Origin of the sequence: Salinicola salarius (assembly GCF_003206135.1) — a bacterium.
Lineage (GTDB): Bacteria > Pseudomonadota > Gammaproteobacteria > Pseudomonadales > Halomonadaceae > Salinicola > Salinicola salarius.
Genome location: NZ_PZJT01000002.1, coordinates 206,165 through 229,750 on the forward strand (window position 1 = coordinate 206,165; position 23,586 = coordinate 229,750).

Genomic DNA, 23,586 nt, shown 5'->3' on the forward strand with positions numbered 1-23,586 from the left:
GGCCGCCGGGGGTCAATCGCCGAGGCATGTCGGTCGGCGTGTTTCATTGCCTGCTAAGCGTCTTTCGGCTGTGCTAAAATGGCGCCGCCCGGCCGGGCGGACCACAATGAGGTGGATATTGCTGGCCGGGTTCGTCTCGCCGTCTCCGCTTCCGGTCGACCGCGAGAATGGGTGAAGCGGCCGGCAACCTGACATGCCCCGCGCTTCATTCCGGTATGCCGCGCTTTGCTTCGAGGACATCCGCGAGCGCAGACGCCGGATCCACGCAAGACAAATGACCGTGATTTCATGACGCTGCTAGCTCTGGGTATCAACCATAGAACGGCTGCGGTCGACATGCGCGAGCGTGTCGCCTTCTCGCCGGCACAACTCGAGTCCGCGCTGACGCAGCTGCGGGCCTTGCCCGACGTGCGAGAGGCGGCGGTGCTCTCCACCTGTAACCGGACCGAGCTCTACTGCATTACCGTCGCCAATGGCGAGCGCCAGTTGCTCGAATGGCTGGGGGCGTTTCACGGCATGCCCGCGCAGGAGCTGTTGAATTGTGCCTACCACTACCATGAGGGGGAGGCCGCCAGGCATCTGATGCGTGTGGCGGCGGGTCTGGATTCCATGGTGCTGGGAGAACCGCAGATTCTCGGTCAGCTCAAGGATGCCTACCAGATCGCGCGCCAGCACGCAGGGCTGGGTAGCGAGCTGGAGCGTCTCTTCCAGCAGACCTTCTCGGTCGCCAAGCAGGTCCGCAGCGAAACCGCGATCGGGGAAAATCCGGTCTCGGTTGCTTATGCCGCCGTCAGTCTCGCCAGCCGTATCTTCGACGATTTCAGTCGTGCCCGGGCATTGCTGATCGGGGCCGGCGAGACGGTCGAGCTGGTTGCACGTCACTTGCGCGAGGCCGGCATCATGGGGCTGACGGTCGCCAATCGCACGCTGGCGCGGGCCCAGGCGCTGGCCGAAACCTGCGATGCGCGAGCGATCGAGCTCAATGCCATTCCGCAGGCGCTGGAGCAGGCGGACATCGTCATCGCCTCCACGGCCAGCGAGTTGCCGATCCTCGGCAAGGGCATGGTCGAACGTGCGCTCAAGGTACGCCGCCACCGGCCCATCTTCATGGTCGATATCGCGGTGCCGCGGGACATCGAGCCTGAAGTGGGCGATCTCGACGATGTCTTCCTCTATAGCGTCGACGATCTGCAGCAGGTGATCGCCGAGAATCGGCGTCATCGCGAGGTCGCGGCACGCCAGGCCGAAGCGCTGATCGAAAGCGGGGTCGATCGCTGGCTGCATGAACGCCGAGTGCGCGGGGCGGGGGATCTGATTCGCCGCTATCGCCAGCATGGCGAGGCGCTGCGGCGCGATTCCGAAGCCGAGGCACTGGCGCAACTGGCGCGGGGCGAAGATCCGGAGACGGTGATCAAGCGTCTGTCGCACCAGTTGGCCAATAAATTGATGCACGGCCCCACGCTGCGCTTGCGCGAAGCGTCGGGTCAATCACGTCACGATATCATTCAGGCGGCCGACAACTTGCTCATCGAAGGGCCCGCCACGACACAGGACTCGGTATGAAAATACAGGACTGGGCATGAAAGCGTCTTTGCGCGAACGACTCGACGCCTTTCAGGACCGCTTCGAGGAGCTGTCAGCGCTGCTCTCCGAGCCCGAAGTGATCGCCGATCAACCGCGTTTCCGCGATTACTCCCGCGAATACGCCGAGCTCGAACCGCTGGTCGAGTCCTGGCTCGTCTACCGCCGCACCGAGGGCGATATCGAGGCCGCCGACCAGATGCGACAGGACAGCGACCCCGAAATGCGCGAGCTGGCCGAGGAGGAGTGGCGTTCTTCCAGAGCCCGGCTCGAGGAGCTCGAGGAGGAGGTCAAGCGCTTGCTGGTGCCCAAGGATCCGGACGACGACAGCAACGTCTTCCTGGAGGTCCGTGCCGGTACCGGTGGTGACGAGGCGGCACTGTTCGCCGGCGACCTGTTTCGCATGTATTCCCGCTACGCTGAGCGGCGCGGCTGGAAGGTCGAGGTGGTCAGCGCCAACCATGGCGAACAAGGCGGGTACAAGGAGATCATCGCTCGGGTCAAGGGCGATAACGTCTACGCGTCGTTGAAGTTCGAATCCGGCGCGCACCGGGTGCAGCGCGTCCCGGCAACGGAATCGCAGGGGCGGATCCATACCTCGGCCTGCACGGTCGCGGTGATGCCCGAAGCGGATGAAGTCGGTGACATCGATATCAACACCAACGATCTTCGCGTCGACACGTTCCGCTCCAGCGGTGCCGGCGGCCAGCATGTCAACACCACGGACTCGGCGATCCGTATCACGCACCTGCCGACCGGGCTGGTGGTCGAATGTCAGGAAGAGCGCAGCCAGCACAAGAACCGTGCCAAGGCGATGTCGCTGCTGGCGGCGCGGCTGAAGCAGGCGGCGGTGGACTCCCAGCGTCAGCAGCAGGCCGATACGCGCCGTTCCCTGGTAGGGTCGGGTGATCGCAGCGAGCGAATCCGCACCTACAATTTCCCGCAGGGCCGCCTCACCGACCACCGCATCAATCTGACGATCTACAAGCTGGGCGAGGTCGTCGCCGGCGATCTCGACGAGGTCATCGGGCCTCTGGTCAATGAGTACCAGGCCGATCAGCTGGCGGCATTGCAGGGGGAGTGATGACGATCGATGACGCCCTGCGCGAGGCGGCAGGGCGCCTCGTCATGTCGCCGACGGCGCGGCTCGATGCGGAAGTGCTGCTGGCCCATGTCTGCGAGACGAACCGGACCTGGCTCTATACCTGGGGCGACCGGGAGGTGACGGCAGCCCAGCACGAGGCCTTCCAGCAACTGGTCGCCCGGCGCGTCGAGGGGCTGCCGGTAGCGTACCTGGTCGGCTCGCGGGAGTTCTGGGGGCTTTGCCTCGAGACCTCGCCGGCGACCTTGATTCCGCGGCCGGATACCGAACGCCTGGTCGAAGTCGCGCTCGAGTTTGCCACGCCATCCACTGGCGAGCTGCTCGATCTGGGCACCGGTACCGGCGCCATCGCGCTGGCCTTTGCCAGCGAACGCCCGGGCTGGCGGGTTATCGGCGTCGATCTTGCCCCTGACGCCGTGACCCTGGCACAAGCCAATGCCCGGCGGCTGGCGATCGCCAACGCTTGCTTCCTCGAAAGCGACTGGTTCTCGGCGCTGGCCGGGCATCGCTTCGACCTCATCGTCTCCAATCCGCCTTATATTGCCGACGACGATCCGCACCTGCTGCGTGACGATGTGCGTTTCGAGCCGCGTTCGGCACTGGTGGCCGAGGCTTCCGGGATGTCGGATCTCGAATGGCTGGCTGCGCGCGCGCCGGATCATCTGCAGTCGGGCGGTTGGTTATGGATGGAACACGGTCATGCGCAAGCGGGTCTGGTGCGGGAGGTGCTGTTGCGTCGAGGATTCCGCGATGTCGACTCGCGGCGCGATCTCGCAGGCCACGAGCGCGTTACCGGCGGGCGGTGGGAATGAGCAATCGGCGGGCGGTAGGGATGAGTGGTCTGGGGCATGGAACCACTCTCCAGCGGCCGGAGCGTTGAACGCGGGTTGCCGGGCGCGCTGGTGATTCGCGCCGACACTGTGATAGTAATATCGCCCCGCGATACAGGGGTAGGCCGGGGCGTGACATCCATCCGATACCAGCCATCGCTCATCGGGGGCGAATCATCGTCACCCTGGCGTTACCTCACGCGTGGACCACTTCTATTCATCGGCTTGGAACAATTACAGCAATGAAAGCCAAATCTCGATCACTCGATCGAATCGATCTCAATATCCTGCGTTGCCTGCAGGAAAATGCACGAATTTCCTACGTCGATCTGGCATCGCAGGTCGGTCTGTCGACGACGCCCTGCCTCGAACGCGTCAAGCGCCTCGAGCGGGCGGGCATCATTCGTGGCTACAAGGCCATACTCGACCCGCAGGCACTGCGCGCCAATCTGCTGGTGTTCGTCGAAATCAGTTTGAATACCCAATCGCCGGCCGTCTTCGACGAGTTCCGCAAGGCAGTGGCGAAGCTGCCGCAGATTCAGGAGTGTCATCTGGTCTCTGGGCAGTTCGATTACATCCTCAAATGCCGGATTCCCGAGATGTCGGCCTATCGGCAGCTACTGGGCGATGTTGTGTTGACGCTCCCCGGGGTCAAGGAGTCAAAGAGCTATGTCGTGATGGAAGAGGTGAAGGAGGCGTTGGCGTTGCCGATCCCCGATCTCGACCTGGACGGCGAGTAACGCGCTGGAGGCGATCCGCTGCCACCGGCAGCCGCTGCGCTTCGGGCCAGATCATGGAGAAAGGTCATGCAAAGATCATGAACGACGAAGCACTGTTGCGCTATAGCCGTCATATCATGCTGGACGAGATCGATATCGCGGGGCAGGAGCGGTTGCTGAGTTCCCGCGTGCTGATTATCGGCGCTGGCGGCCTCGGCTCTCCCGCTGCGCTGTATCTGGCGGGCGCGGGCATCGGGCGTCTGAGCATCGCCGATGACGATGTCGTGGAACTATCGAATCTGCAGCGCCAGATCGCTCATACCGAGGCGTCTCTGGGGCGATCCAAGGCCTGCTCGGCGGCCGACGCGGCAAGAAAAATGAACGCGACCTGTGATGTGCGTGCCTTGAGCGCTCGGCTCGTCGACGAGGAGTTGATTGCTGAAACCGGAGCCGCCGATGTGGTGCTCGATTGTACCGACCGCTTTCCCAGCCGCTTCGCGATCAATCGCGCCTGTGTCGAAACCCGAACCCCGCTGGTGAGCGGTGCGGCCATACGCTTCTCGGGGCAACTGGCGGTCTTTGATTCGCGCGAGCCATCGTCGCCGTGCTATGCCTGCCTCTATGGGGAGCAGGGTGACGACGAGGCGTTGACCTGTGCGGAAAGTGGCGTGGTGTCCCCGCTGGTCGGGATCATCGGCAGCTTTCAGGCCCTGGAAGCCGTGAAGCTGATCAGCGGCGCCGGACAGCCCCTTCGCGGGCTGTCGACGTTCGATGCCTTGAGCGGCGAGTGGCGTCGCTTCGCGTTGCCGAGAGATCCGGCCTGTGCGGTATGCGCAGGACGGTGAGCGATACCGCTTCAGGATGATAAACCCGAGTGCTCATGTCGGGTGTCGGATAGGCAGGTTGGGACAGTCAGGCCTCGGATAGTTTCAAGGCCCGCATCCACCGACCCACCTTGCGGCTCTCCATCGGTTGTTCCAGATAGACGCTCAGTAGCCTGCGCCACTCTTCAGCCCGCCATTGCGTCAGTCGGCGAGCGAAAATTTGCAGGTCACGGCGCTTCTCTTTCCCGGCCATCAGCAGCGGCCGGGATTTCTCCAGGTCGATGAACCTGGCATCGAAGCCATGAGGAGCCGCGTCGTCGGCACGTAGAAAGACGTGCTTGGCATAAAGGCTGCCATGGCGCCAGCGGCGGTTGTGCAGTGTACGAAGGAGCTCGCCGCAACTGTCGATAATGCGCCCTCGGGTCGGTTCGGGCGTGTCGGACCACCCTGAGTGGATATCGATCATGTCGGCATACCCTTCGAGCTCGGGCGTGATCAGGATAGCCTGCCAGTGTCTGGCGTTCTTGCGCTCTTCGAAATAGGCGGCTTCCAGAGCGGGAATATTCAGCCGGTGAAACGTCGCGACGTTGCGTGCCTCACGCGCGAAGGTGGGTTCGCCGAGGGGGCGCTGGAGGCTGCGACCCAGATGGTTGGTTTGGCGTTTGACGAAAAAGGTTCGTGGCGGCAAGTCCTGTGCCTCGAGAGTGACTCGGCTGACTTCCGAATGGCCGCCTCTTTCCAGGTTGGGGGCATCGACGGGATCGAGATCGAGTGACCAGAGCGCGTCGAAATCATCGATTTGGTTCTGCTGAAAATAGGGTTGATACCGGGGAGCAAGAAAACGTTGCACAGTGGGTCCTATCGACTGCTTTTCTTCATGGGTCGTCGCTGGAGGCCAGCCTGCAAACCTGCCAGAGCAGAGTGGCCAGCTCGCCGCTTCACGTCACCGGCTTCGAGCGATTGGGTGTCTTGTTGGTTCTGCGCCGGATTCGCAGCGGTGGGAGAAATTATAACCGCGGGGAGTTTGATCGAAAGAGATCTGAATGAATTAATGCGCCGCTGGACATTATATTCAACAACACTAAAGTAGATGAAAATTCCTCTTCCTCTCGATCTCGATATCCTGATAGTCTAGTAGCTATTGTAGATTGCTGAAGTCATTTGCTACTAGATATTGATTTTCTGCGTGTCAAAGTGTCAGTTCGGCAAGGTAAGGAATCGTTTGGAAACGCGCCCGATATGCGCGTTTTGGCCTGATTTTGGCCTAAAGAGTTCATGGTCGCGATCCTGCGATCTTTTGGCCCGGCATACTTCAGCGTAAAGTGATGAAGTGTGCCGGGCGTCTTTTTTATTGGCAACGCGAAGGCTGCCTTCTGGCAGGCCGATACAGTAGCTTCCCCCCGAATCTTTTCTCAATCTTTCCGTTTCTCTCGTCGTGTATCGCGCGCGACATCAATCGGCCCTGTCATCCGAGAAGAGTACATGCATCAGCTTTTGACGCAGGTTAATTGAAATGGGCCGAGAAAGGCGCAAACTGAATTCCAATTAACTTTATTATTAAGTTTAATTAGAGCTTCGCCGAATCAATTGGATCTCTCGTTCGATATTTGGGAGTGCTCTTTGGAATGACAATGAAATTGACTGCGCGAGATTGGCAGGCTGTCCACCATCAAGCGAAGAATGCTCCCAGGACTGGGACTTTGGCTCACCGAGCTCAGGCCGTCGGGATGCCCTTGGGAACCTTGAAAACGCGGGTCAAGAAGCTGATGGATAGAGGCATCGAGCGGGAGCGTGCCATTGAAATTGCGCTGAGCAAGCCGGTCGGGCCTCAGGGACGTCCCAGGAAGCTGACCCATCGCTAGCGCAGGGATGTAGGGATAAAGGGACGAAGGCAGTCATCAGCAGAGCCATGCACTCTCTTCAGCGGGCTGTTGCCGACGCCGTGGGAGAGGGGAAGCCATCGAGTGACTTTGAATGCGAGCCCCGGAGCGACGCCCGGGGCGACCCGTCTTGTAGAGGAAAGCAGAAAAAGGCGTGAAGCTCAGGAAGATTGAGGATTTCCATCCCACTGCGGCTTGCCGTCGCGCATCAGGACACGCTCGCCCTCGGGCTTGTCGTCCAGCTTGGCTTCATGAACTTCGCCGTCATAGCGGTACCGGACATCGTAACCGACGGTCTCCTGTTTGCTGTCGTTGACGGTGCTGCAGCGCTGTTCGGTCGTCTGGTAGGTGTCGCCCTGCTGCATCTGCTGCTGGACCTGATTACCCGCCAGTCCGCCGCCGACGGCACCTGCTGCCGTCATGATCTTCTTGCCGCTACCGCCGCCGAACTGATTGCCCACGACCCCGCCGACGATGGCGCCAATGGCCGTGCCGGCGATGCGATTTTCGTCTTTCACAGGGCGCTGGTGCGTGACCGTGACGTTCTCGCAGACCTCACGGGGTTTGCTGGAAGTCTGCACGATCGGGTCCACACTGACGATATCGGCATATCTCGGGCCGCTTTCGGAGGATTGATAGGCCCCGACAGCGACACCACCAGCGATGCCCAGTGCCGCTATGATGCTGCCAATGATGATCGGCTTCTTCATGACCTTGCTCCTTCTTCGTACTCACCGTGGATATCGCGACGAGGCGTGAGTATCCGACGGTGGCTGCCACTTCTCTTTTGGTGTCCCTGTCGATTGCCGGTCGGCATCCGCCTTGAGAATCGACGCGTCCGGACGAGTTCTCCAGATGGGCTCAGTATAGTCTCGAAGCGCTCGCCAAACGCCTGTGTCAGGCGTTGTTGAACACTGTTTTCATTTTGGTAACGAGGTGTTGTCGAATGGCGACAGGCCTCGATGCGGCAGACAGTCGTCTGGCGAAAAGCCGAGGAAAGGCAGCCGTATATTCGGGGGAACGGCCGAGAAGGGTTGGTACGAGGGGAAGGGTTGGTACGAGGGGGAAGGAGCGGTACGTTCGTCGGCACCGTGATCGTGATGCCGACGATATCGGTCGTGGCGTATTACAGCTCGAACGTCGCCAGCTTGCGCTCGACCTTGGCCTTCTTCAATTTGGCCACCTTGGGCAGGCCGTTCTCGAACGGGGGGAAGTCCTCGCCCAGAATCAGCGGGGCGAGATAGCGTCGCCCGGCTTCGCTGATATAGAGACCGTCTTCGCTGATGTAGTCGCGCGGCATGAACTTCTCGTGGTTGGCGATCTCCGACAGCGGCGCCGCCTCGATCTTCCATTCGTATGGCGTGTCCGAAACGCGCTTGATTGCCGGCATCATCGAATTCTGCCCCGCCAGGGCGAGTTCGACGGCGGCTTCGCCCACGGCATAGGCCTGATCGACATCGGTCTTGGAGGCGATGTGGCGTGCGGCGCGCTGCAGGTAGTCGGCCACTGCCCAGTGGTATTTATGGCCGAGATCTTCCTTGACCATGGAGGCCAGCATCGGCGCGACTCCGCCCAGCTGCTTATGGCCGAAGGCATCGGTGCTGCCGGCATCGGCAAGGAAGGTGCCGTCGGCATATTGCGCGCCTTCGGAGACCACGATCACGCAGAAACCGTGACGTTTGACGGCCTCGTCGATACGCGCCATGACCGTGGTCCGATCGAAGGCGATCTCGGGAAAGATGATCACATGCGGTGCCTGTTCGGGCGACTCGCCAGCCAGCGCGCCAGCGGCAGCGATCCAGCCGGCATGACGACCCATGACTTCGAGAATGAACACCTTGGTCGAGGTGGAGCACATCGATTCGATGTCGAGCGCCGCTTCTCGTGTCGAGGTGGCGACGTACTTGGCGACACTGCCGAAACCGGGTGAGTTATCGGTGATGGGCAGATCGTTGTCGACGGTCTTGGGCACATGGATGGCCGTCAGGGGGTAACCCATCGTCTCCGAGAGCTGGGAGACCTTGAGGCAGGTGTCGGCGCTGTCGCCACCGCCGTTGTAGAAGAAGTAGCGGATGTCGTGAGCCTTGAACACTTCGATCAGGCGTTCGTATTCGGCGCGGTGCGTCTCGATCGACTTGAGCTTGTAGCGGCAGGAGCCAAAAGCGCCTCCCGGCGTATGGCGGAGCGCCGAGACGGATTCGTCGCTCTCCTGATTGGTATCGATCAAGTCTTCCATGAGCGCGCCGATGATGCCGTTGTGCCCGGCATAGAGGTGACCGATGCGGTCCGGGTGGCGGCGGCACGCCTCGATCACGCCACAGGCGCTGGCGTTGATGACGGCGGTGACGCCACCGGACTGGGCGTAAAAGGCATTATGCTTGGCCATGTCGGCTCTCATCTCCTGGTATTCGGTTATGCTGGCTCACGTCGTTGGCCCGGCGTGCGCAGATCTTCTACCGCTGCTGACTTCCTTGACGCTGCGCGGTAGAGACAGCCTGTCTTCGGCCACCAGGTGATGAAGCCCGGCGGTCAACGGCGTGATGCCTCTTGTCGAGGATGTTGCGATGTCGCGAGTCACGGATGCCGGCCCAGCATAGCCGAAAGGCGAATGCCTGTTAACACGAGAAGCCCGTAGCTGCCTCGGTCATTTTTCTGCGACTGCGGAATGAGTTAGCCGCTAACGCCTGTCATTGTTGCCACGATGAGCGGGGTATCTGGCAGCGGTGTTTCGATACGTTTCCGGAAGACATCAAGGATCATGGAGCGTCTTCAAGCGGCTCTCGAGGCCATTTTTCGCTCACTGGCAGAGGGCGGGTTCCACGGCGAGCGGGCCGGTGGCCCGGCTCGCGAGGCCATGCTAGGCTCGCCGGCTCATGCAAGGGAGAGTGGTATGCACGTTCATGTAGTGGGGGTCTGTGGCACGTTCATGGGCAGTCTTGCGCGTCTGGCAAAGATGCTGGGATATCGCGTGACCGGCTCGGATGCCAACGTCTATCCCCCGATGAGCCTTCAACTCGAGGAGATCGGCATCGAGTTGATAGAGGGTTATCGTCCCGAGAATCTCGAGCCGGCTCCCGATCTGGTCATCGTCGGCAATGCGCTCTCCCGGGGGAATCCGGAAATCGAAGCCTTGCTGAACGCCAAGCTCCCCTATACTTCCGGGCCGCAGTGGCTGGCGGAACACGTATTGCCGGGGCGGCAGGTTTTGGCAGTGGCGGGGACGCACGGCAAGACCACCACGGCGAGCATGCTGGCCTGGATACTGGAAGCCGCGGGTTTCGAACCCGGGTTTCTGATCGGCGGTGTATTGCGCAATTTCGGATGCTCGTCTCGTCTTGGTAAGGCCGGTGCGCCGTTCGTGGTGGAAGCGGACGAATACGACACCGCGTTCTTCGACAAACGTTCGAAGTTCGTCCACTACCGCCCGGATGTCGCGATTCTCAACAACCTGGAGTTCGATCACGCGGATATCTTCGCTGATCTAGCGGCTATCGAGCGCCAGTTTCATCATTTCGTTCGAACCGTGCCGGGTAACGGCGGCCTGGTGGTCGCCGACGACGAGCCGGCACTGGAGCGGGTTCTGGCGCAGGGCTGCTGGTCGCCGGTAGAGCGCTTCGGTCAACGTGCTGCCAGCGACTGGCGTTTTGCGCTCGACCCGGAGGATAGCCGTGTCTTTACGGTGATGGCCGGTGGCGAGCAGCAGGTGGTTCATTGGGCGATGAGTGGCCGCCACAATGCTGCCAATGGCGTGGCCGCGCTGGCGGCCGCTCATCGGCTCGGGGTTTCGCTGGCCGACGGTTGCCGAGCGCTATCCACTTTCGCGGCGCCCAAGCGACGCCAGGAGGTCCGCGGGGAGGTGGCCGGGATTCAGGTGCTCGACGACTTTGCACATCATCCCACCGCGATTGCGCTGACCCTCGAAGGGCTGCACCAGGACCGCCACGGTGGCCGGCTGCTGGCAATCATCGAGCCGCGCTCCAACACCATGCGCCAGGGCACGATGAAATCGCGCCTGGCCGACAGTACGTCGATAGCCGACCGGGTCTGGTGGTATCAGCCACCGGGGCTGGACTGGTCGCTGGGCGAGGTTGTCGCCGGACACGCGGCCAGCCGGGTATCCAGCGACCTCGACGCGCTCGTCGGCGAGGTCGTGGAGGCGGCAGCCTCGGGCGATCGAATCGTGGTCATGTCCAATGGCGGATTCGGCGGGATTCACGGCAAGCTGCTTCAGGCACTGGAGGCTCGTCATGACGCGCGATGAAGCTGCGACGTACGCGGCGCCGGTCGCCGTGGCGTTGACTGGCGCTTCCGGCGTGCAATACGGGCTGCGTCTGATCGAGTGTCTGGTGGGGGCCGGGCACGAGGTTTACGTGATGATTTCGAAAGCGGCGCATCGCGTCGTCGCGGTCGAGACCGATATCGATCTGCCGGCGCAGCCGGATCGGCTGGCCCAGTCGTTGACCGAGCGATTCGGCGCTGGCGAGGGGCAGGTTCGCTGTTTCGGGCGGGAAGACTGGATGGCGCCGGTCGCTTCCGGCTCCGGCAACTGGCGGGCACTGGTGATCTGCCCATGCTCGACCGGCACGCTCTCGGCGGTAGCCTGCGGGGCGAGCAACAACCTCATCGAACGGGCCGCCGATGTCGCGCTCAAGGAACGTCGGCAGCTGATTCTCGTGCCTCGGGAGACGCCGCTCTCGGCGGTGCATCTCGACAACATGCTCAAGCTGACCCATATGGGCGCCGTCATGCTGCCGGCGGCGCCGGGGTTCTATCACCGTCCGGACAGCGTCGAAGCGATGATCGATTTCATCGTGGCGCGAATACTCAACCAGTTGGGTATCGCCCAGACATTGATGCCGCGCTGGGGTGACTGAGCGCCTGTTCACAATCTGCTGCGTGTCGGCCGCACGTTCTTGGGTCGGAGCTCGGCGGAGACAACAGCCGAAGACTGGCCCGTAGGGTGAGCAAAGCGAGTCGAACGACATCGGAATACTTATTTACCCCGATGTAATTCCGTTTCCTGAGCCGTTTTCGCCTAGTTTGATCCTGGCTCGCGAGATCGTGAACGGGTTCTGGGTATCGTTCTTTTGCAGCCGTTCTACAGCGGCATCACACGGGCGAGAAGAAGACGACGCGTGCCGTCTCCAGTATCAGGGAGGCGAGGCAGAGCCACACCCAGGGCGGCATGTCTCGGTCGGGGCGCTGAAAATGCTGGTAGCTGATGCGGGTCACGGCGCAGACCACCAGCCCGAGCAGGGCACCGCCGATCAGGTCGCTGGCCCAGTGAACGCCGATCACCAGCCGGGACAGCGCCATGGGCATGCAGACGATGATGCCCATCCAGTAGGCGTATCCGCGGTAGCGCTGGGGCATCACCTGGGCGGCAAACGCTGCCGTCAAACCCACCACGACGACGATCGTCGACGTATGGGCGCTGGGATAGGACATCGAGCCGGTCAGGTAATCGGGGGTGTCCGGCCGCGCCCGCCCCGCCAGATCCTTGAAGACCGTGTTGCTGACCGCGACCAGTATCAGGGCGCCGGCGATGTGCAGTAGCGCCGCGAAGCGCTTTGCATAAAGAAGCCACAGCAGCCACGGCGCCATCAGTACGCTGATGCCCATCGCATCGCCGATCTCGGCGAGTGTTTGGCTGGTTCCCACCAGCCAGCTCCGCTGAAGCAGGTTAGCGAGGGAGTGGATCTGCTCATCCATCGGCAACGGGCCGTCATGCATCAGTACCCATGTGGTCCAGCCAATCAGGGCAATCAGGCTGGTCACCAGCAACGACAATGACGCCAGGGGGAATTCGTTCGCCGGCGCAGGCGAGCAAAGCTGGTTCCACCCCTTGGCCAGTACGGGGCTGCGAGTCATGCGATTTTCCAGCCAGCGATGCACGCGGCCGTCCCCGCTCAGTTGATAGCGGATCCAGGAAAACAGCAGCGCCAATGCCAATAGCGACAGGGATAGCGTCAGTAGCCAGCGCTCGGCTCCTGCCGGCAACTCCATCAGCTCTTCCCACGAGCGTCCCAGCAGAAAGCCGGGCAAGAGATAGACCGGCGCCCACGCCAGGGCAGAAATGATATTGACGACAGCGAAGCGCTTCGATGGCATCGACAGCATGCCCGCGACCATGGGGATGAACGGGCGCACGGGGCCGACGAAGCGACCGACGATGACCGATAGGGTGCCATACCGCTGGAAGAATGCGTTGCCTCGGCTCAGCCACTCGGGATGTTGCTTCAGTGGCCACCAGTGAGGGATCCGGCTGCGTTGCTTGCGGCCCAGCCAGAAGCTGAGGTTGTCGCCGGCAAAAGCCCCGAGGGTGCCGGCTGCCAGCACCAGCGGCAGGGAGGTGTCGTTATGACCGGCGATCGAGGCGGCTGCACTCAACAGCACGACGCCAGGAACCACGATGCCGACAACGGCCAGGGACTCGATCAGTGCCACCGTGAAAATGATAGCCAACAGCAGTTCCGGCTGAGGCGCAAGCGTATAGAGCCAGTGTGTGAAGTTCACGCGTGAGGTTCCAGCAGTTTGTTGGCGGCGGCTTCGAGACGTTTCGAGAATTGCTCCACGCTTTCCTGCGCCTGAAGGGTGCATACCCGGCTGTAGGTTTCCAGCGGGCCGATGTCTGGATGGGCGACCATCGTCACTACGTCCGAGAGCCTTTTGGCAGCGGCAATGGCTCCAGGTTCAGCCGTGTTGGGCAGAATGAGCCAGAAAACGTTGGCATTGTATTCGCCGAGCAGGTCGCTCTGGCGGCTATTGTCGGAAACCGCGTGGCTGAAATTGGACGAAAGCACCTCGCGCAAGTGGCCACCGAATTGATCTCCGGCTTGATCCAGCTGGGGAATGTACACGACCAGTACGCTCAATGGCTGGTCGAGCGCAGACGCCCTGGCGATTTCTATTTTCAGGTTTGCTCGAATACAGGCGATAGGAAGTCGCTTGTCGCGTCGCCAAGGCCTCAAAGTGAAGCGCTGAGCACGGGATGGGTGATTCAGCAGAACGAGCAAGGTAGCCGCAACGAGCGCCAGCCACCAGCCCAGTATCAGGTTGAGCGCCGTGATGTGTTCGTCGCCGAGCAGAGTGAGCATCGCCGGGACGAGACAGAGCGCCAGCAGGAGCGCCGGGAGGAGCGTCAACAACAGAAAGGCGAGGATTATCGACAGTCCCAGCCACAGCATGGGGGTGTCGCTACTCGGAGCTTCCACCGCACACAGAATCAGCCCGCCAGTCAGAAGCAGATGATCGACCACCGTCGGTCGCAAGCGCCCCAGCCATTGCAGCGGCAGAGAGACCAGCAACGCGATCGCCAACAGCGTAGGCGGCAATATCAAGTCGTAGTGGCGCATCAGGTGTTCCCACAGCGCGAGCCCCACCAGCAGCAACAGCGTAAGTAGCTGAGCGATCAGCTTGTATCGACTCAATGCCAAGGTTGCATCTCCGAAGCATGCTTCGCCGGCTTGCCTGTATGACGAGCGAAACGATCGCCAATTTCCGTCAGTGGGGTCGAGGAGACCTCCCGATGAGGCATGACAGCACAGCCCAGATATCGTCGGCGCTGGTGGGCGGCTTCGGCGCTGGGCGCCACGAGAATCACGGCAACCCCATAGTCATTGAGCCGATAGGCACGTTCATAGAGTGCCAGTTGCTCCTGAAGGTATCGGCAGAGCTGTTTCATGTCGGCACTCGTCGAGCGGGCGCAGCCGAAAACTACCACCTCGCCATGCAAGGCTTCTCGCTCGGCTCGCTTGAGTTCGCGTTGAATGTCGGTATCCAGCTGAGCCGGCGGGAGCAGCCAATCGGGCTTCACTGGCGGCGGCGTCCGCTGCTGTCGCTCCAGGGACAGCAGCCAGACGATAGCCAGGGAAGTCGCGGCAACGACGGCGGTTGGGAGGGTCTGCGTCCAGCCGATGTAGGTCACGCACGACAGGTAGGCCGCCACATTCACCACGATTCCGGCTCGACCCGCCAGTCCCAGCAGGCACAAGGGCAGAACCCAGAGCCAGATATCCGTATGGGCGCGACCGCCCAGGAGCAGGCCGACGGCGAGCAGGAGAATCGCGATGGGAAACCACGTCGTGAGACGTGCAGGACGAGCCAGCAGGAAAGCGAAGACGACGGCGCTGGTCCAGGCAGTTGCCCTCATCGCGCCTTCGGCCAGCCAGCCCGTCAACAGAGCAAGCACCAAGATAAGCGCCAGAAGCGTTTTGAAGCCGAGGCTTTTGTACTTGCTTTGCATGGTGGCTTATATTGGACCGATTGCGAATGGCGTGCTCGATTCGTGTCTCACTATCGCATGTGCCGGGACTGAGCGTATAGCGTGATCGACGATAACGGGCAAAGCGCTATCGTATCATTGACGCCAAGTTTTCTAGCCTACCGGGCCGTTGCGGATTTCGACGACGAACGGCGCTCGTTGCGGGCTACCAACGAGATGGAATAGTACACCATGCAGCAGACTGCGGCCTCTCGGGTCGAGGATATCGTTCAGTACATGCAGGATCTGGGGCAGCGGGCGCGTAGCGCCAGTGCCGCGCTGCGCCGGGTCGACAGCGGTTCCAAGAACCGCGCGCTGGAGGCCATCGTGGCTCGGCTGGAAGCGGCGCGGCCGGCCCTGGCGGCGGCCAACCGGGAGGATTTGCAGCGCGGGCGCGACAACGGGCTGAGTGACGCCCTGCTGGATCGCCTGGCGCTGACCCCCGAGCGAGTCGATGCCATGATCGCCGGTGTTCGTCAGGTGGCGGCGCTTGCCGATCCCGTCGGCCAGATCGATGGCCTGAGCTATCGCCCCAGCGGCATTCAGGTCGGCCAGATGCGTGTTCCCCTGGGCGTGATCGGTATCATCTACGAGTCGCGTCCCAATGTGACCGTTGAGGCGGCGAGCCTCTGTCTGAAGTCCGGAAACGCCTGCATTCTTCGTGGCGGCTCGGAGGCGGCGTCCAGCAATGCGGCGATCGCGGAGTGCATTCGTCTGGGGCTCGAGGACGCCGGGCTGCCGGCAGCGGCCGTGCAGATCGTGGCAACCACCGATCGTGCCGCGGTAGGGGCGTTGATTACCATGCCGCAGTTCGTGGACGTCATCATTCCGCGAGGCGGCAAGTCGTTGATCACGCGCGTCGCCGACGAGGCCACGGTGCCTGTCATCAAGCATCTCGATGGGATCTGCCACGTCTATATCGATGCGGCTGCGGATGTCGACAAGGCGGTGGCGATCGCCGACAACGCCAAGACCCAGCGCTACTCTCCCTGCAATACCATGGAAACCCTGCTGGTGCATGCCGATATCGCGGCGCGGGTGCTGCCCGAACTGGCAGCGATCTATCGCGACAAGCACGTCGAGATGCGTGGCTGTCCGCGCACCCGGGAATGGATCGGCGATGCCGTCGCCGCCTCGGAGGCGGACTGGTCGACGGAGTATCTGGCACCGATTCTGGCGATTCGCATCGTCGACGGTTTCGACCAGGCGGTCGAACACGTCAACACCTATGGTTCGCAGCATACCGACGCGATCGTGACGGAAAACCTGACCCTCGCCAGACGGTTTCTGGCCGAGGTGGATTCCAGTTCGGTCATCGTCAATGCCTCGACACGTTTTGCCGATGGCTTCGAATATGGGCTGGGCGCCGAGATCGGCATTTCGACCAACAAGCTGCATGCCCGCGGCCCGGTTGGCCTCGAAGGCCTGACAACCCGAAAATACGTGGTCTTTGGCGACGGTCATGTCCGGAACTGACGTGCGACAAACTGACGCACGACATTCGTCCATTGCGCGTATCGCCATGCTCGGCGGTACCTTCGACCCTGTCCATATAGGACATCTGCGTAGTGCCGTGGAGTTGGGAGAGGCGCTGGCGCTGGATGCGGTGCACATGATTCCGGTCCACGTTCCGCCTCATCGCACGGCACCCGGTATTTCCGCCGAGCACCGGCTGGCCATGCTGAAGGCCGGTATCGGTGACACGCCCGGCCTGGTGGCGGACGACCGTGAGGTGCGTCGTTCAGGTCATTCCTACTCCGTCGACACCCTGGCGTCATTGCGCGAAGCGTGGGGAGAACAGGCGCGGCTTGTCATGGCCGTCGGTCACGATGCCTTTCTGGGGCTTCCCGACTGGCATCAGTACGAGCGCTTGCTGTCGCTCGCCCACATCGTGGTGATCGATCGTCCCGACCACGAGGAACCGCTGAAGCCGGCACTGGCTTCATTGATCGAAGGTCGTGAGGTCGCTACGGTCGAATCGCTGATGACGGCGCCTGCCGGCCACTTGTTGCGCCTGCGCTTGCCCAGCCGCATGGCGATCGCGGCGACTGAAGTGCGTCGGCGCTTGCAGCAAGGGCTCAGCGTGCGATATCTGATTCCCGAGTCCGTCGAGCGCTATATCGAAACCCACGGGCTCTATCGCGAGTCGGGGACTGGCGTTGACGGGTTATCCGAGTAAAATGCGCGTCTTCCGGATTTCCGGGAGACGCGATTGCCCTTTTTCAAGGGGCTATATGACGAGGAGCTATGCAGACAGATACGCTTAAATCATTGGTGGTGGATGCGCTCGAAGAGTTGAAAGCGCGTGACGTCGTCGAGCTGGATGTAGCCGAATTGACCAGTGTCACTGATGTCATGGTGGTCGCGAGCGGCACATCGTCGCGTCATGTCTCCGCACTGGCGGATAACGTGATCGAAAAGGCGAAGGAGGCCGGCCTTCGACCGCTGGGCGTAGAAGGGCAGCAGAGCGGTGAATGGGTGCTGGTGGATCTGGGCGACGTCGTCGCTCATGTGATGATGCCGGAGACCCGTCAACTCTATGATCTCGAGCGTCTCTGGGCCGATCTGCCCACGGATTCGAAGCGTGCCGCGGATCGTCAAGAGCTTCGCGGTCAAGAGCTTCGCGGGTGAAGATCCGGTTGCTGGCCGTCGGCTCGCGCATGCCGGCGTGGGTCGAGGCCGGGGTCGATGAGTATCGCAAGCGGTTGCCGCGCGAGATGCCCTTCGAGATCGTCGAGATCCCGCCCGGTGCTCGCGGCAAGAATGCCGACGTGACGCGGGCAATCCAGGCCGAAGGTGATCGGATGCTGGAAAAATTGCGCGATCAGGAACGTATCGTGGCGCTCGAGGTCAAAGGGGTGTCCTGGACGACCGAGCAACTGGCCGCAGAGCTGGACTCCTGGCGGCTGGAAGGGCAGGACGTCGCGCTGTTGGTCGGAGGTCCCGACGGTCTCGATCCCCGCGTCGTCGCCCGCGCTCGGCAATCCTGGTCGCTGTCGGCACTGACGCTGCCGCACCCCCTGGTGCGGGTGGTGCTGGCGGAACAGCTCTATCGCGCCTGGACATTGCTCGCAGGACATCCGTATCACCGTTGAGTCAGAGAGTCAGTCGCTTGTTTCCATTTGACGCCACCGAAAGCGACGCCGCCGGACGCCGTGACGGCTCGGAGCCGATCCCTGCCCTGAATCGCTGCTTCTGTCATGCGTAAACGTCGGGAAAACGTCAAGAACCACGAACAGGAAGTTCGTGTCTTTCGCAATCGCTCGCTGGTCGCTGCCCTGATCATTCTGCTGATGGCGGGCGCGCTCGTTTCGCGTCTGGTCTATTTGCAAATCATCGAGCATGACGTCTTCATCACGCGCTCCGACAACAATCGCATGCGAGTGGAGCCGTTACCGCCGCGTCGTGGCCTGATCTACGACCGAAACGGCAAGCTGCTGGCGGAAAACCGCCCGACCTACAATCTCACCATCGTGCGCGAACGTGTCGATGATCTCGATACCACGTTACAGCGTCTGGTGGATATCCTGGGGCTGCCCGAGGACGAGGTCGAGACCTTTCGGGAGCGTTCCCGTCAGCGCCAGCGACCCTATCAGCCTGCGCTGTTGATCAGCGATCTCACCGAGGATCAGATTGCCCGCCTGGCCGTGAACCGTTATCTGCTTAGCGGTGTCGAGGTCGAGGCCCAGTTGATGCGCTATTACCCTGATCCGATCGTGATGTCTCACGTGCTCGGTTACGTCGGGCGGATCAACGCCGATGAGCTGGCCGATCTGGATCCCGGCAATTATGCCGGTACTCATTTCATCGGCAAGACGGGGGTCGAGTACACCTACGAGGATCAGCTTCATGGCAAGGCCGGCCTGCGCAAGGTCGAGACCAACGCCCGTGGCCGGGTCCTGCGTGAACTGGACCGAAATCCGGCAGAGCCGGGCAAGGACATCACGCTGACCATCGACAGCCGTCTGCAGCACATGGCCTATGATCTGCTGGGCGGACGACGCGGTGCCATCGTGGCCATTCAGCCCAAGACGGGCGACATCCTGGCGATGGTTTCGGCACCGGGCTTCGACATCAACAAGTTCGTGACCGGGATCTCCTACAAGGATTATCGCGCCTTGCAGGAAAATCTGGACCTGCCGCTGTATAACCGTGCGGTACGCGGGCAGTATCCGCCGGGTTCGACCGTCAAGCCGTTCGAGGCGCTGGGCGCCTTGCAGGATGGGGTGGTCAAGCCCAACGACGTCATCTACGACCCTGGCTATTTCCAGTTGCCCAATGATAGCCGGCGCTACCACAACTGGCTGCGGTGGGGGCATGGTCGTGTCGATCTCGAGCGAGCGCTGGAAGTCTCCAACAACACCTACTTCTATACCATGGCGTACCGGCTGGGCATCGACCGTCTCTCGGCGTTCATGCACCAGTTCGGCTTTGGCGAGGTCACGTCGCTGGATGTCCAGGGAGCGTCGCCGGGCCTGATGCCGTCACGCGAATGGAAGCGCGAGAAGTACAACCAGGTGTGGTATCCGGGAGAAACGCTTTCTGCCGGCATCGGTCAAGGATATTTCATGGCGACGCCACTCCAGTTGGCGGCTGCCACCGCGACACTGGCCAATCGGGGACAGTGGGTGCGGCCGCACCTGGCCAAGCGCATCGGCGACGACACCGTCGAGCCGCCGTTCGCGGACACCAAGCCGGATGTACAGATCGATCAGGCGCGCTGGTGGCAGGATGTCTTCAAAGGCATGGAAGCAGTGATGAACGGCTCCGAAGGGACCGCCCGCAAGGCTGGCGCTGGCCTGCAGTACGAGATGGCAGCGAAGACCGGCACCGCTCAGGTCTTTTCGTTGGGGCAGAACCAGAAGTACGACGCCGACGAACTGGCCGAACGCCTCCGTGATCACGCGCTGTTCATCGGTTTTGCGCCCGTAGACGACCCTCAGATCGCGGTTGCCGTCATCGTCGAGAACGCAGGCGGCGGCGTATCCGGCCTCGGTCGCGAGCTTACCGATGCCTGGCTGTTGCCCGACGGAAAGCTCGAGGATCCGCCGGGTACCACCGTCAACGAAGAAATCGAGAGTATCGATGGCGATTGATTTCCAACGCGTGGCACCGAGAGCCCATCAAGCCCGAGTCGGGCGCAAGCGCTCGTTGTGGCTGCGCATGCATCTCGACCCGTGGCTATTGTCGATCCTGCTGCTGCTGATCTCGTTCGGACTGGTGGTGCTCTACAGCGCCAGCGGCATGTCGGCCTCGACGACGATGGCGCAGGCGTCGCGCATGGGTGTGGCCTTGCTGGGCGCGGTGATCATCGCGCAGTTCTCGCCCGGCACGCTGTTCCGGTGGACACCGCTGGCCTACGGTGGCGGCCTCTTGATGCTGATCGCCGTCGAGATCATGGGGGACATCGGCATGGGCGCCCAGCGCTGGCTGGAGATCGGTCCGTTGCGATTCCAGCCTTCGGAGGTGATGAAGATCGCCATGCCGATGATGCTGGCGGCCTATTTTCATCGCCGCCCCCTGCCGCCCACCTGGCGCGATCTGATCGTCTGCGCGGTGATCATCGGGGTGCCGGTGCTGCTGATCGCCCGTCAGCCTGACCTGGGCACGTCATTGCTGGTGACCTGCGCGGCAGTGTTCGTGATTCTGCTGACGGGGCTGTCATGGAAATTCATTCTGACGCTGGTGGCCATGGCGGGGGCGGCGGCGCCGCTGCTGTGGATCAACATGCACGATTACCAGCGTCAGCGAGTGTTGACCTTTCTCAACCCGGAAAGCGACCCTCTCGGTGCCGGGTGGAACATCATCCAGTCCAAGACCGCGATCGGCAGCGGCGGGCTGGAAGGCAAGGGCTGGGGGCTGGGTACGCAGTCCCAGCTAGAGTTCCTGCCGGAGCGCCATACCGACTTCATCGTCGCCGTGCTGGGAGAGGAGTTCGGCCTGATCGGCATGTGTACCATTCTGGTGCTGTATCTGTTGCTGGTCTCGCGCGGGCTGGTCATGGCCAATCATGCGCAGGACACCTACGGCCGCTTGCTGGCCGGTAGTATCGTATTGACCTTTTTCATCTACGTTTTCGTGAATATCGGCATGGTCACGGGCATTCTGCCGGTGGTCGGCGTGCCATTGCCGCTGGTCAGCTATGGCGGGACCTCCAGCGTGACCTTGATGGCCGGGTTCGGTATTCTCATGTCGATTCACACGCACCGGCGCCTGTTGACACACTGACGCCGGAAGAGCCGCAAGCAGGGAGCTAGTCGCGCATGCCGCTGCGTTGGAGACGAGATCGTCGGTTCAGCATCAGTCTGTTGCTGGTGGGACTCTGGGGTTTGGCAAGCGCGGCGGCGCAGGCCGAGGAGAATTTCGACCCGACCACCCATCCCGAAGTGCAAGAGATGGTGGAAGCCCTGTCGCGGAAGGGCTTGCCGAGTCACGAGCTGGAAGCCGCGATGCAGGCGGCGCAGTATCGTCCGCAGGTACTGGAGGCGATGGATCACGCGGCGGAAAGACGCTTGCGCTGGGACGAGTACCGCGACATCTTCATCCAGCCTGAACGTATTCGACAGGGCGTTGCCTTTCTCGAGAAGTATCATGAAGCGTTGGCGCGGGCCGAGAAAGTCTACGGCGTGCCGCCGGAGATCGTGGTGGCGATCCTGGGTGTCGAGACCCAGTACGGCCAACACAAGGGCACGCATCGTGTGCTGGATTCTCTCTCCACGCTGGCCTTTCACCATCCTTCCCGAGGTGCCTTCTTTCGTGGTGAGCTCGAGGCGTTTCTCGATATCACGCTAGGTCAGGATGTCGATCCCGCCACGCTTCATGGCTCCTACGCCGGTGCCATGGGCTATCCGCAGTTCATTCCGACCAGCTATCAGGCGTACGCGGTCGATTTCGATTTCGATGGCCTGAAGGATCTGTGGAACAACCCGGTGGACGCCATCGGCAGTATCGCCAATTACTTCAGCGAGCATGGTTGGCAGCGGCATCAAGCGGTGCTGGTCGAGGCCGATGGCCCCGATGTGTTGCCGTCTTCCATCACCTTCAATCGTACCGAGCCGCCGGATACATCGATTTCGGCGTTGCAGCAGGTCGGTATCGAGCCGACGGCGGGGAGCTTGCAGCCGAGTGACGAGGTCGTGCCGTTGGCCCTGGATTTTGCCGACGGGCACATTCGCTATGTGCTGGGCCTCGACAATTTCTACGTCATCACCCGCTACAACCACAGCCATCTCTATGCGATGGCGGTCGCGACGCTGGCGCAGCGCATTCAGACTGCCATGTCCGAGGACGCACAAGGTGACGGGGCATGATTCGGTGTGCCGTGAAATGGCGCTTCTCCCTGGCACTGTTGCTGCTGGCGCTATTGGCGGGATGTGCCGGTGGCGGCGGCTCCCAGGGCGGGAGCGGTCGTTACGCCATGGATCAGGATGCCTACCCGGATACGCCGAAAGACGTCGCCAACGTGCCGGATGCGGTGCCGCGCGTGGAACCTCGTTCCAGGAGCGGTAACCGCTCGACCTATACGGTATGGGGCAAGACCTACCATGTGCTCGACGACCCTGCCGGTTACGAGGCCGAAGGGCTCGCTTCCTGGTACGGCGTCAAGTTTCAGGGATACGACACGGCCAATGGCGAGACCTACGACATGTACCAGATGTCGGCGGCGCATCGCTCTTTGCCGTTGCCGACTTACGCGCGTGTCACCAATCTCGATAACGGTCGCAAGGTCATCGTGCGGGTGAACGATCGTGGCCCGTTTCACAGCGACCGGCTGATCGATCTTTCCTACGCGGCGGCTGCACGCCTGGGTATTCTGAAAGGCGGGACGGGGCGGGTGAAGGTCGAGGCGATAGACCCCGTGGTCTGGGCGCGTACGCATGGTGAGTCGGCGGGTGACCGCTCGCAGGCCGGTCAGAGCGCGGCCGCGTCCCGTTCGGTATCGCGTCAGCCATCGACATCGGGGGCTTCCCCCCGGCCTGTCGCTTCGCAGGCCGAGGGTGCGAGCTCTGGCGCGAATTACCAGGCAAGCATCGATCCCGTTCTGACGGCGGCGAACGCCGAGGAATCTCCGTCTTCGTCCACGCTATCTTCTGCAAGCGCTGCGCCCATCTCCGCCTTCGAAGGATCTTCGGTGGCAGGGCAGCGCTTCGTGCAGGTTGCCGCGCTCGGTTCACGAGCCGGTGCGGAAGCGTTGAAGAACCGGCTGCAGGGCTTGCTGTCGCGGCCGGTTCGCATCGACAATGCGTCTCCTCTCTATCGTGTCCAGGTCGGCCCCATTCATGACCTGGCATCGCTCGAATCCATCAGGGCTACTCTGCAGGACGCCGGCTATGGCCAGACGTTCCTGGTAGCGCCCACTCAGTAACCTCGTCCAGTGAGAACCCGAT

The 23,586-nt window shown here is 62.0% G+C and carries 21 protein-coding genes; 15 read left to right on the forward strand and 6 right to left on the reverse strand.

The annotated features are described in order from the left end of the window. Positions 1-288: 288 nt before the first annotated feature. The 5 genes from hemA to DOM32_RS02080 all read left to right on the forward strand — a co-directional run bounded on the left by hemA (position 289) and on the right by DOM32_RS02080 (position 5,077). Complete coding sequence (gene hemA, locus DOM32_RS02060; RefSeq protein ID WP_071233141.1) at positions 289-1,563, forward strand: glutamyl-tRNA reductase; 1,275 nt, start codon at positions 289-291, stop codon at positions 1,561-1,563. 16 nt (positions 1,564-1,579) lie between these two features. Beyond that, the gene (prfA, locus tag DOM32_RS02065; protein ID WP_110630730.1) at positions 1,580-2,665 is read left to right on the forward strand and encodes a peptide chain release factor 1; all 1,086 of its coding nucleotides are present in this window, start codon (positions 1,580-1,582) and stop codon (positions 2,663-2,665) included. Continuing rightward, positions 2,665-3,495 carry a peptide chain release factor N(5)-glutamine methyltransferase gene (prmC, locus tag DOM32_RS02070; RefSeq protein WP_110630732.1) on the forward strand — a complete coding sequence of 277 codons (831 nt, stop codon included), beginning with the start codon at positions 2,665-2,667 and terminating at the stop codon, positions 3,493-3,495. The genes prfA and prmC overlap by 1 nt, the downstream gene beginning before the upstream one ends. 260 nt (positions 3,496-3,755) lie before the next feature. Further along, positions 3,756-4,253: an Lrp/AsnC ligand binding domain-containing protein gene (locus DOM32_RS02075; protein WP_110630735.1), complete on the forward strand. Its 498-nt coding sequence runs from the start codon at positions 3,756-3,758 to the stop codon at positions 4,251-4,253. A gap of 77 nt (positions 4,254-4,330) precedes the next feature. Next, positions 4,331-5,077, forward strand: coding sequence for a HesA/MoeB/ThiF family protein (locus tag DOM32_RS02080; protein WP_110630736.1), 747 nt, complete (start codon positions 4,331-4,333; stop codon positions 5,075-5,077). Between the two features lie 67 nt (positions 5,078-5,144). On the opposite strand, the gene DOM32_RS02085 is transcribed toward DOM32_RS02080, so the two are convergent. The 3 genes from DOM32_RS02085 to DOM32_RS02100 all read right to left on the reverse strand — a co-directional run bounded on the left by DOM32_RS02085 (position 5,145) and on the right by DOM32_RS02100 (position 9,322). Further along, positions 5,145-5,906 carry a lipopolysaccharide kinase InaA family protein gene (locus DOM32_RS02085; protein ID WP_157957007.1) on the reverse strand — a complete coding sequence of 254 codons (762 nt, stop codon included), beginning with the start codon at positions 5,904-5,906 and terminating at the stop codon, positions 5,145-5,147. A 1,191-nt stretch (positions 5,907-7,097) separates the two neighbouring features. Then, complete coding sequence (locus DOM32_RS02095) at positions 7,098-7,646, reverse strand: glycine zipper 2TM domain-containing protein (RefSeq protein WP_110630741.1); 549 nt, start codon at positions 7,644-7,646, stop codon at positions 7,098-7,100. A gap of 416 nt (positions 7,647-8,062) precedes the next feature. Then, positions 8,063-9,322: a 6-phosphofructokinase gene (locus tag DOM32_RS02100; RefSeq protein WP_110630743.1), complete on the reverse strand. Its 1,260-nt coding sequence runs from the start codon at positions 9,320-9,322 to the stop codon at positions 8,063-8,065. A gap of 504 nt (positions 9,323-9,826) precedes the next feature. Here DOM32_RS02100 and mpl point away from each other — a divergent pair. Then, on the forward strand, positions 9,827-11,197 hold the full coding sequence (gene mpl / locus DOM32_RS02105; protein WP_110630745.1) for a UDP-N-acetylmuramate:L-alanyl-gamma-D-glutamyl-meso-diaminopimelate ligase: 1,371 nt from the start codon (positions 9,827-9,829) through the stop codon (positions 11,195-11,197). Continuing rightward, the gene (locus DOM32_RS02110; RefSeq protein WP_110630747.1) at positions 11,184-11,810 is read left to right on the forward strand and encodes a flavin prenyltransferase UbiX; all 627 of its coding nucleotides are present in this window, start codon (positions 11,184-11,186) and stop codon (positions 11,808-11,810) included. The genes mpl and DOM32_RS02110 overlap by 14 nt, the downstream gene beginning before the upstream one ends. A gap of 235 nt (positions 11,811-12,045) precedes the next feature. Here the strand turns inward: DOM32_RS02110 and DOM32_RS02115 are convergent, their stop codons facing one another. From DOM32_RS02115 to DOM32_RS02125, 3 genes are read right to left on the reverse strand one after another with little or no spacing between them, the layout of a single operon-like run. Further along, positions 12,046-13,452 carry a bifunctional DedA family/phosphatase PAP2 family protein gene (locus tag DOM32_RS02115; protein ID WP_110630748.1) on the reverse strand — a complete coding sequence of 469 codons (1,407 nt, stop codon included), beginning with the start codon at positions 13,450-13,452 and terminating at the stop codon, positions 12,046-12,048. Further along, positions 13,449-14,372, reverse strand: coding sequence for a diguanylate cyclase domain-containing protein (locus DOM32_RS02120; protein WP_110630750.1), 924 nt, complete (start codon positions 14,370-14,372; stop codon positions 13,449-13,451). Before DOM32_RS02120 ends, DOM32_RS02115 begins: the two co-directional genes overlap by 4 nt. Further along, positions 14,363-15,181, reverse strand: coding sequence for a hypothetical protein (locus DOM32_RS02125; protein ID WP_110630752.1), 819 nt, complete (start codon positions 15,179-15,181; stop codon positions 14,363-14,365). Before DOM32_RS02125 ends, DOM32_RS02120 begins: the two co-directional genes overlap by 10 nt. Positions 15,182-15,391: 210 nt before the next feature. On the opposite strand from DOM32_RS02125, the gene DOM32_RS02130 reads away from it, so the two are divergent. From DOM32_RS02130 to DOM32_RS02165, 8 genes are all read left to right on the forward strand, one after another. Then, the gene (locus tag DOM32_RS02130; protein WP_110630754.1) at positions 15,392-16,675 is read left to right on the forward strand and encodes a glutamate-5-semialdehyde dehydrogenase; all 1,284 of its coding nucleotides are present in this window, start codon (positions 15,392-15,394) and stop codon (positions 16,673-16,675) included. 46 nt (positions 16,676-16,721) lie between these two features. Further along, complete coding sequence (gene nadD / locus DOM32_RS02135) at positions 16,722-17,378, forward strand: nicotinate-nucleotide adenylyltransferase (protein ID WP_244179781.1); 657 nt, start codon at positions 16,722-16,724, stop codon at positions 17,376-17,378. Between the two features lie 68 nt (positions 17,379-17,446). Beyond that, positions 17,447-17,830, forward strand: a complete 384-nt coding sequence (gene rsfS, locus DOM32_RS02140) for a ribosome silencing factor (protein WP_071233125.1) — start codon at positions 17,447-17,449, stop codon at positions 17,828-17,830. Beyond that, on the forward strand, positions 17,827-18,294 hold the full coding sequence (gene rlmH / locus DOM32_RS02145; protein WP_110630758.1) for a 23S rRNA (pseudouridine(1915)-N(3))-methyltransferase RlmH: 468 nt from the start codon (positions 17,827-17,829) through the stop codon (positions 18,292-18,294). The genes rsfS and rlmH overlap by 4 nt, the downstream gene beginning before the upstream one ends. A gap of 105 nt (positions 18,295-18,399) precedes the next feature. Next, on the forward strand, positions 18,400-20,295 hold the full coding sequence (gene mrdA, locus DOM32_RS02150; protein WP_110630760.1) for a penicillin-binding protein 2: 1,896 nt from the start codon (positions 18,400-18,402) through the stop codon (positions 20,293-20,295). Then, on the forward strand, positions 20,285-21,427 hold the full coding sequence (rodA, locus tag DOM32_RS02155; protein WP_071233122.1) for a rod shape-determining protein RodA: 1,143 nt from the start codon (positions 20,285-20,287) through the stop codon (positions 21,425-21,427). The genes mrdA and rodA overlap by 11 nt, the downstream gene beginning before the upstream one ends. Positions 21,428-21,462: 35 nt before the next feature. Continuing rightward, on the forward strand, positions 21,463-22,509 hold the full coding sequence (gene mltB, locus DOM32_RS02160; RefSeq protein ID WP_071233121.1) for a lytic murein transglycosylase B: 1,047 nt from the start codon (positions 21,463-21,465) through the stop codon (positions 22,507-22,509). Then, a complete protein-coding gene (locus tag DOM32_RS02165; RefSeq protein ID WP_110630762.1) occupies positions 22,506-23,564 on the forward strand; it encodes a septal ring lytic transglycosylase RlpA family protein in 1,059 nt (352 codons plus the stop codon). Before mltB ends, DOM32_RS02165 begins: the two co-directional genes overlap by 4 nt. The last annotated feature ends 22 nt before the right edge of the window (positions 23,565-23,586 follow it).